The 535-nt window shown below is 31.2% G+C and carries 1 protein-coding gene; it reads right to left on the bottom strand.

Annotation, left to right across the window (positions count from 1 at the left end):
- Positions 1 to 535, bottom strand: a 535-nt coding sequence (locus RCF13_RS02295) for an IS3 family transposase (protein WP_308140794.1), incomplete at both ends; no start/stop codon positions are given.

Raw genomic sequence — 535 nt, forward strand, 5'->3', positions numbered from 1 at the left:
CTACTAAAGAAATGAACTATTCCCTTTGATTTTGGGTAGTTTTCAAAAGCACTACTGGTATATTGTGTTCCTAAATCGCTATGTAGGATTATCCCATTTGTATCTTTAGTGTTTAAGCAGGCATTTTCTACTGCTTTTAAAGCTAACTCAGTAGTTAGCGTTTTGCCATAGGCGTAGCCTAGAATTTTTTTACTGTGTAAATCCAGTACTGATGCCAAATAAGTCCATCTATCTATTGATGTATGAATGTAGGTTATATCGGTACACCATTTTTGGTTGACTCCAGTTGTATTAAAATTTCTATTCATGATATTTGACTTTAGATCACTTGAAATTTTAGTTGTATGATGTCTATATTTTTTTACAACGATGGATCGAATATTTAATTGATTCATATATCTTCCTACACGCTTTAGACTTACTTTGTATCCTTGATTTTCAAGTGTTTTTTGAATCTTTGGAGCCCCATATATAGATTTACTATTTTCCCAAATTTGAACTATCATATCTTTTATTTTATTAGCTTGATCTGACG

The organism is Stenotrophomonas maltophilia group sp. RNC7 (assembly GCF_030910085.1).
Taxonomy (GTDB): Bacteria; Pseudomonadota; Gammaproteobacteria; order Xanthomonadales; family Xanthomonadaceae; genus Stenotrophomonas; species Stenotrophomonas sepilia.